Source organism: Capnocytophaga sp. oral taxon 326 str. F0382 (assembly GCF_000318295.1).
GTDB lineage: Bacteria > Bacteroidota > Bacteroidia > Flavobacteriales > Flavobacteriaceae > Capnocytophaga > Capnocytophaga periodontitidis.
In genome coordinates this window covers 108,176-117,184 of the sequence record NZ_KB291470.1, presented here as the reverse complement: position 1 = coordinate 117,184, position 9,009 = coordinate 108,176, and the positions used below count along the sequence as shown (strand labels likewise).

Annotated in this window: 3 protein-coding genes; all 3 read left to right on the top strand. The window is 42.7% G+C overall.

Annotated elements, in window-relative coordinates; genetic code table 11:
- Nucleotides 1-213 precede the first annotated feature (213 nt).
- The 3 genes from HMPREF9073_RS15005 to HMPREF9073_RS14995 all read left to right on the top strand — a co-directional run bounded on the left by HMPREF9073_RS15005 (nucleotide 214) and on the right by HMPREF9073_RS14995 (nucleotide 8,972).
- Nucleotides 214-4,065, top strand: coding sequence for a glycoside hydrolase family 2 TIM barrel-domain containing protein (locus HMPREF9073_RS15005; protein WP_009414477.1), 3,852 nt, complete (start codon nucleotides 214-216; stop codon nucleotides 4,063-4,065).
- A gap of 90 nt (nucleotides 4,066-4,155) precedes the next feature.
- A complete protein-coding gene (locus HMPREF9073_RS15000; protein ID WP_009414476.1) occupies nucleotides 4,156-7,158 on the top strand; it encodes a tetratricopeptide repeat protein in 3,003 nt (1,000 codons plus the stop codon).
- 68 nt (nucleotides 7,159-7,226) lie between these two features.
- Nucleotides 7,227-8,972, top strand: coding sequence for a hypothetical protein (locus HMPREF9073_RS14995; RefSeq protein ID WP_009414475.1), 1,746 nt, complete (start codon nucleotides 7,227-7,229; stop codon nucleotides 8,970-8,972).
- Nucleotides 8,973-9,009 lie beyond the last annotated feature (37 nt).

Sequence of the window (9,009 nt, the reverse complement as noted above, 5' to 3'; positions counted from 1 at the left end):
TCTATAAATCTGATAATCAATCGCTTTTAGAGTGTGTTGCGTAGGGGCGTTTTGCAAACGCCCACACAATAAACTATTTGCAAACACCCATATACAAAACATTTTGCAAACGCCCACATAAAAAACATTTTGCCCCCTACAATTGGTATACAATCACTTTTGCGGAATAGTCCCCCTTCGGGGGTTCGGGGGCTTTCAATAAATTTACAACAAATGAAAAACTACTTTTTAGCCTTTACATTAGTCGCTACCATTTCAGCTACTGCCCAACACAAAACCTTAGCAGGCTTCGCTTATGGCAACCCTGTTGCCCCTACAGGTGACGAGTGGCAATCACCCGAAAAACTATCCCTTAACAAAGAATATCCACGAGCCTACTTCTTTTCGTTCAACAACGAGAAGCAAGCTACACAAGTATTGCCCGAGTATGCTCCCTATTGGCAATCACTCAATGGGCAATGGAAATTCCATTGGTGCAAAACCCCCGATGAGCGCCCTAAAGACTTCTATAAAACCGATTACGATACCTCAAAATGGGATGCTATTCCCGTACCGTCTAATTGGAATGTCTATGGTATCCAAAAAAACGGATTGCTGAAATATGGTCTGCCTATCTATGTGAACCAACCCGTGATTTTCTACCACGAACGCAAGGTCGACGATTGGCGCAAAGGGGTAATGCGCACGCCTCCAACAGATTGGACAACCTACGATTATCGCAATGAAGTAGGTTCCTACGTGCGCGAGTTTGAAATCCCTGCTAACTGGAGCGGACGCGAAATATTTATCGATTTCGATGGGGTAGACTCTTTCTTCTATCTGTGGATCAATGGCAAATATGTAGGTTTCTCTAAAAACTCTCGCAATGTAGCCTCGTTTGATATTACCCCCTATCTTCAAAAAGGCAAAAATAAAGTAGCCGTAGAAGTGTACCGCAATTCCGATGGCTCTTTCCTCGAATCTCAAGATATGTTCCGCTTACCAGGGATTTTTAGAACTGTCGCCCTGCGCGCTACCCCAAAAGTACAAATCTTCAATTTGAACATCCTTACCGATACAAAAGATGAAAAACTTTGGCAACTAAATATAAATACTGAAGTACGCAACCTCAGTGCCAAAACAGCAAAACACTATCAATTGCGCTATGTGATGTATGAAGTCGCACTGTATGAAGATGATGTAATCCCTACAGCTGTTCAAACACAAACCTCATTAAGTGTGCTAACGCCAAAAACACTCGGTAAAACCACCACTACTATAGCTGTGAAAAACCCTAAATTATGGTCAGCCGAAGCTCCTCATCGCTATGTGCTCGTCGCTCAATTATTAGATAAAAAAGGCAAAGTGGTTGAAACGGTCTCATCATACTTTGGCTTTCGTAAAGTAGAGATTAAAGATAAAGTCTATTATCTCAATGGTCAGCCAATCAAACTCAAAGGCGTAAATCGTCACGAAACACACCCCGCACAAGGGCACACGCTCACTCACGAACAAATGCAAGAAGACCTCTTCTTGATGAAACGCAACAACATCAACCACGTGCGCAATTCTCACTATCCTCCCGATCCTTATTGGTTCTACCTATGCGATAAGTACGGTATCTATTTAGAAAATGAAGCCAATATCGAGTCGCACGAATATCATTATGGCAAGGAATCGCTCTCACATCCCAAAGAATGGGAAAATGCACACGTTGCCCGCGTAACCGAAATGGTAGAAGCTACTTACAACGCACCTTCTGTCGTGATTTGGTCTTTAGGAAATGAAGCAGGCCCTGGCGACAACTTCAAAACAGCTTACAACCACCTGAAAACCATCGACAAAAGCCGCCCTGTGCAGTACGAACGCAACAACAGCATCGTCGATATGGGCTCTAACCAATACCCATCGGTAGCGTGGGTTGAGAAAGCTGCTACCGGTGAATTGGATATCAAATACCCCTTCCACATCTCGGAATATGCCCACTCTATGGGCAACGCTATGGGCAATCTCGCCGATTATTGGAAAGCGATTGATAGCAGCAACTACATCTGTGGTGGCGCAATTTGGGATTGGGTAGACCAATCAATCTATAATTATACAAAAAACGGCATTCGTTATGAGGGCTATGGTGGTGATTTCGGCGATTACCCTAACGACGGTCAGTTTGTGATGAACGGACTCATTTTCGCCGATCGCAAACCGAAACCACAACTCGCCGAAGTGAAAAAAGTCTATCAAGAAGTAGCGGTCTCTAAATATACCCCATTTCTTAAAGAGGATATAATGTCTCCTCCTATCTTTGAAATTTTTAATAAAAACTACTTCCGCACTTTATCACATTTAAAAGGCGTGTGGAAACTCTACAAAAACGGTTTTGAAATAAAAAAAGGAAACTTTTCAATAGACGCTATTCCTCCACAAAAAAGTGACAGAGTAAATATAGGTTACCTTCCTAAAGAAGATGCTGATTACTATATCAATTTCGAGTTTGAACTCGCTGAAGATATGCCTTGGGCTAAAAAAGGTTTTATACAAGCAGCTGAACAACTCCATTGGCCTGAAAAGAAAGTAGAAAAATCACCTATTGCTTCAGTAGCCAAAGGAGAAAAACTCACTCTTAGCAAAGACCAGAAAACCCTTGCAGGTAAAGACTTCTCTGTGCAATTCGATTTTGAAAAAGGCACCATTGCCAAATTGCAATATGGCGAACAACCTATTGTAGAAAATAGTGATTTTCAACTCAATGCCTTTCGCGCTTTTCTAAACAACGATGTGTGGGCGTACCAGCAGTGGTTTGCCAAAGGATTACACAATCTGCAACATAAAGCCTTATCACACAAAGTAACCAAAAACGCCAATGGCAGTTATAGCTTTGCCTTCACCGTACAATCACAAGCGCCTAATGGGGCACAACTCGTAGGTAAACCCAGTGCAGCCGACCATCATATTGAGGAATTTACCAATAAACCTTTTAATAATGACGATTTCCGCTTTGTTACCAACCAAGTGTTCACCGTCTACCCCGATGGCTCTATTGAGCTACAAGCGGCTATTGTCTCCAATGTGCCAACAGCTATATTACCACAAATAGGTTATGAGATCAAGTTACCTAAAAAATTTAGATATGCCACTTACTACGGTCGTGGCCCTCAAGATAACTATTCCGACCGCAAAACAGGAGCTTTTGTAGGAATATACAATGATGAGGTAACCTTTCCTCTTCCAGAAGGCGGTTCTTCTTTCCCCAAGCCGCAGGATATGGGGCATCATCAAGATACGCGTTGGGTAGCGCTTAAAAACGATGATAGCAAAATAGGAGTGCTATTGGTAGCCAATCCTACAATGGATTTTTCAGCTTTAGCTCACTCACCTCAGCAACTCACTTTGGCAGGGCATCCTTACCAATTGCCTGAGTCCGATGCTACTTATCTGCAACTCAGCGCTGCCACTACGGGGGTAGGCGGTAACAGTTGTGGCCCCACTCCGCTCATCCGCGATAGAGTAACAGCAAGCCCTACGCATTTCGGCTTTATCATACGCCCTATAAAAGTCCGCACTTCAGGAACTGATGAAAACGAAAAAATAGCCGATCAAGCACAGGTGAGCCCCAATACTCCTGCACCTGCTTTTGTAACAAACTTAGAAAAAGATAAAAGTGTACCGATGAAAGTAATTTTTGCCAGCAGTGAGGAAGTAGGCTTAGGTGAAGCAACCCATCTGCTTGACAACGACCCTAGTACTATATGGCACAGTGCCTATAGTGTCACCGTAGCAAAATACCCCCATTGGGTAGATTTCGAGCTGCTGAAAGAAACCCTCATAATAGGTATTAGTTACTTACCCCGCAGTGATGAGTACAAAACCGGTGATGTAAAAGATTTTAGTGTATCAGTAAGTAACGACGGGCAACATTGGGAAGAAATCTATAAAGGTACTTTCCCTCTAAAAGACGGCAGACCCCAAAAAGCCATTTTCGCCAAACCCGTAAAAACCCGCTATTTGCGATTCACCGCCCTAAGCGAACAATACGGACAAGACTACGTAAGTGGCGCAGAACTACAGATTCTAAGTAAAACCCCCTAACCCCTAACCCCTAATTTGCCTAATTCCCAAATTATTACTATCTTTGCCGCATCTATTCCTTTTTCCTAAATATTTAAACAGTAAAACATTATGAAAAAAACACTTTTTTCAGTGCTCTCACTGATGGCTTTCGGTCAGTGGTTATGGGCACAAGAAACCGAAATCATTACCCACCCTCAATCGCAATACCAAAAAGCGGTAGAACTCTACAATCGCAAGTTGTATGAGCCTGCGCAAAACCTCTTCCGCAAAGAGCAAACCGCCAACCCCGATAAGGCAATCCGCGCTCAAAGTGAATACTATGTAGCCACCATTGCTGCATTGCTCAATCAGGATGGCGCCGATGCCTTAGTGAACAACTTCATCGTCAATCACCCCGAGTCGCCTATGAGCAGCGAAGCTTACTTGCAAATGGCAAATCTCTACTTCCAGCAAGGTAACTATGCCGAGGCCTTGGAGTGGTATGAAGCTATCGATGAACTGAATATATCAAGCGACGAAAAAGCGCGCTTCAACTTCCAAAAAGGCTACTGCCTCTTCCATACAGGCAAACAAGCCGAGTCAAAACCTTATTTCGAGTCCGTACAGAACAACCCTCTATACGCCGATAATGCCAAGTATTATCTGGGGTATATAGCCTATGACTCCGATGATTACGCAAAAGCTGAAAGTTACTTCCGCGAAGTGCAAGACGATGCAACTCTCAGCAAAAATGTATCCTACTTCCAAGCTAATATGTACTTCAAACAAGCCCTTTATGACGAGGCTATTGAAGAAGGAAAAAAACAACTCGCCAAAACCAAGAGCGCTCAAGAAGTATCAGAACTCAACAAAATTATAGGCGAAAGTTACTTCAATCAGAAAAAATATAAAGAAGCTATCCCTTATTTGCAAAACTACAAAGGCAAAAAAGGCAAATTCTCCAATACCGATTATTACTATTTAGGCTATGCTTTCTATAAAAATAACGACTACAAGGCTGCTATCGAGCAATTTAACAAAATTGTAGGAGGTAATGATAATGTAGCCCAAAACGCTTATTATCACTTAGCCGAATGCTACCTCAAAACCGACCAAAAGCAGCAGGCACTCAACGCTTTCCGCAACGCCTCTCAAATGGATTTCGATAAGCAAATTAAAAAAGATGCACATTTGAACTACGCCCGCCTCAGCTACGAAATTGGGAACCCTTATGAAAGTGTGCCTAATGTGTTGCAAGCATACGCTTCGGCCTATCCTAACGACAATAAAGAAGAAATACAATCCCTTTTAGTCGATTCCTATATCTCTTCTGGTAACTACCAAGCAGCGATCAGTCTGTTAGAAAAATCTAACGACCCTAAAGATAAAGAAACCTACAAAAAAGTAGCCTTCTATCGCGGATTGGAACTCTTCAACGAACTCCAATACACCGATGCTTTGCAGTATCTCACCAAAGCCATTGCCGGTAGCGGAAGTCTTTCAGCACGTGCGTCTTATTGGGCTGGTGAATCGGCTTATCAGCTAAAAGATTACAAAGCTGCAGAAACTTACTACACTCAGTTTGTAAACAATCCAGCGGCTGCCAAAACCGAAGAATATCCCAAAGGATTCTACGGATTAGCATACTCACAGTTCAATCAACACAACTACGCTTCAGCAATCGTCAATTTCGAGAAATACCTCAAACAAAGTCCTAAAGATAATGTTTGGAAACACGATGCTATGCTCCGCTTAGCCGATTCGTATTTCGTAACCGGAAAATACTGGCCTGCAATGGAAGGCTACAACAAGCTAATTGAAGCAAAATCAGCCGACCAAGATTATGCAGCTTACCAAAAAGCAATTAGTTACGGTTTTGTCGATCGATTGCCCAGCAAAATTGAAGATTTAGAGCGCTTTATCAAAAACTACAAAGGCTCTAACTTGCGCCCTAATGCCCTCTTTGAGTTGGCAAACGCCTATGTGTCAAAAGGAGCTACCGAAAAAGGAGTGCAGTACTATCAGCAGCTCATCAAGGAGTACAAAGGCAATGTGCTCGTGCCTCGTGCAATGTTGCGTGAAGGTTTAGTGTATTATAATAAAGGTGAAGACCAAAAAGCACTCACCCTTTTCAAAACCATTGCTAAGGATTACCCTAACACCAATGAAGCATCACAAGCGGTCGCTTCAGCCAAACTCATTTATGTTGATATGGGTAAAGTGAACGAATATGCCGCTTGGGCAAAAACTTTAGGATATGTTGAAGTAACCGACCTTGAGTTGGAAGGTGCATCTTATGAAGCTGCTGAACGCCAATATTTGCAAAACAACAGCAAAGAAGCTATCGCCGCTTTCGAGAAATACCTCAAAGATTTCCCTAATGGACTACGCCGCACCAACGCCGAATTCTACTTGGGGCAACTCTATTTCAATAGCGGACAGAAAGCCAAAGCGCTTACCCATTATGAAAATGTATCTAAAAGCGGTTCTAACGAGTATGGCGAGCAAGCCCTCACTCGCGTGTGCCAAATATTGCTTGATGCAGGTAGCTACCTCAAAGCCAAACCTTATCTTGAGGAACTCGAAAAAACCGCTACCATCGCACAGAATAGAACTTATGCGCAAAGCAACCTAATGCGCGTGTGCTACAACGAAAAGTTATACGACAAAGCAATAGAATATGCTAATAAAGTATTAGAAGAAAAATCTATCGATACCCGCATCAAAAACGATGCTTATATAGTGCTCGCCCGCGCCTATGCCCAAGCAGGAAACAACGAGCAGGCACGTAAGTATTACCAAGAAGTACAAAAAACTGCTACCGGTAGCCTTGCCGCCGAAGCCTTGTACTACGATGCTTATTTCAAAAATAAAGATGGTAATTACAAAGCCTCTAATGAGGTCGTACAGAAAATCGCCAAAGATTATGGTGGACATAAAGAATTCGCTGCCAAAAGCCTTATCGTGATGGCTAAAAACTTCCGCGGACTCAATGATGCTTATCAAGCCTCTTACATCTTAGAAAGCGTATTGAAAAACTTCAAAGAGTTCCCCGAAGTGGTTGCCGAAGCTAAAAAAGAACTCGCCGCTGTAAAAGCCGAAGCCGCTAAAAGCAACTCATCAGTAAAGTAGGGGCGAATGGCAATCTGCCCCGTCCGACTCGTCCGATAGCAACAACAATTAAAAAAAACAAACAAAAAATGAACAAAATTACCTATATAACACTCATACTTTTAGCTTTAGCTTCTGCTACAACAGTAGCCCAAAGCCGTAAAGATAGCCTCACTACTAAGGTGGTAGATGTAGTAAAATCCTATGCCCCTACCATCGCCGACGCCGATAAAAAACGCGAAGATGCTAAAATCAAAGATTCGCTTACTGTAAAGAAGAAAAAAATCAACTATACGATTTATTCCGTACCCGTTGCCTCCACTTTCGTACCCGATAAAGGGCGCGCTGCTGCTGTAAAACAGAAAGTAGTGCGCGAAGATTATCAAGATTCCTATGTAGCAGGCGGCTTAGGAATGCTCAATACCTTCTATGCCGATGCCAATCTTAACTATCATGTGAACGACAATGGGCGTGCTTCTTTCTTGCTCAACCACCTCTCTTCTTCCGATGATGCCGATGAGGTAGTCCCCGATATGAACTATTCCAACTCCTCAGCCGAATTGCGTTACGACTACCAAAGTCAAGATGTGCTGTGGGGACTCAATGCCGATGTAGCTCGACGTTTGCACAATTGGTATGGAATCCGTAAAAACACTTTCACTGATGCCGATTTGCGAGGTAAGGTAGATGAAGTAAACCAAATCTATTTCGATTACGGATTAGGTGGCTATTTGCAATGGACGAACCCTTATTTCAAAGGAATAGATTTCGCTATTCGTGGGCTCTCCGACCATTTCCAAAGCAAGGAAACCAATGTAAAAGCTCAACCTTCCTTTGAAGTTCCTCTCACCGATGAACAGAAAATCAACGCCAATGTACTCGTCGATTATTACGAAGGTAGTTTTACCCGCAAAGATAATCTCATCAACGATATCTCCAACCGCTGGATGCTCTTTGGAGTCAATCCTTCTTACCAATTAGTCATCGATAACCTCAATGTAAAATTAGGCGTATCGTTAATGTATGCCGATGCCAATAAATCAGTAGACAACAAGTTCAAAGCCTACCCCGATGTCGAAGCCTCTTACAACCTCACCGATAGCGCTATATTGCACGCTGGTGTGCGCGGAGGTTTGCAGCAAAACACCGTTGAGAAACTCACCAAAGCCAATCCGTATCTCGCACCTATGCAAGAAATCAAACCTACAAACGTACAAGTCGATGGTTTTGTAGGCGTAAATGGTAAAGTAGGTAGTGATTTGCAATATCGCGTAAAAGGAAGTTATCGTCAATATAAAGAAATGCCCCTTTTTACCACCAATAGCGAGCGCCCTCAATTAGGGGTAGAAGCCTTGCCATATCAGTACTATAACTCTTTCAACTTGTTGTACGATGAGGTAAGCGATTTCGAGTTCTTGGCAGGAATAGGTGGTAATTTGAAGGATATAGTTACTTTCAATTTTACAGGTCAGTACAACAACTACAAAGCTCGTACCCAGCGTGATAAAACCGCTTGGAATCTCCCTAATGTACGCGTATCCCTCTACACCGATTTCAAAATCCTACCTAACCTCTTCACAGGGATAGATTTGTTCTACACCGGTACCCGTGAAGACCTCGATTATCAAATAGGAAGTGCTGTGCCCGAGAAAATCACTCTCGGTGGTTACTTAGATTTGAATTTCCATATCGATTACACCTTTAATAAGAATTGGCAAGTATTCCTAAAAGCCAATAATCTTGCTGGTCAGCGTTACGACCGCTGGTTGTATTACCCATCGCAAACCATACAAGCCTTCGCCGGAATCAAATACATCTTTTCATTAAACAATTGATAATTAACAAAAAAAAGCGCGATAATTATACACTAAC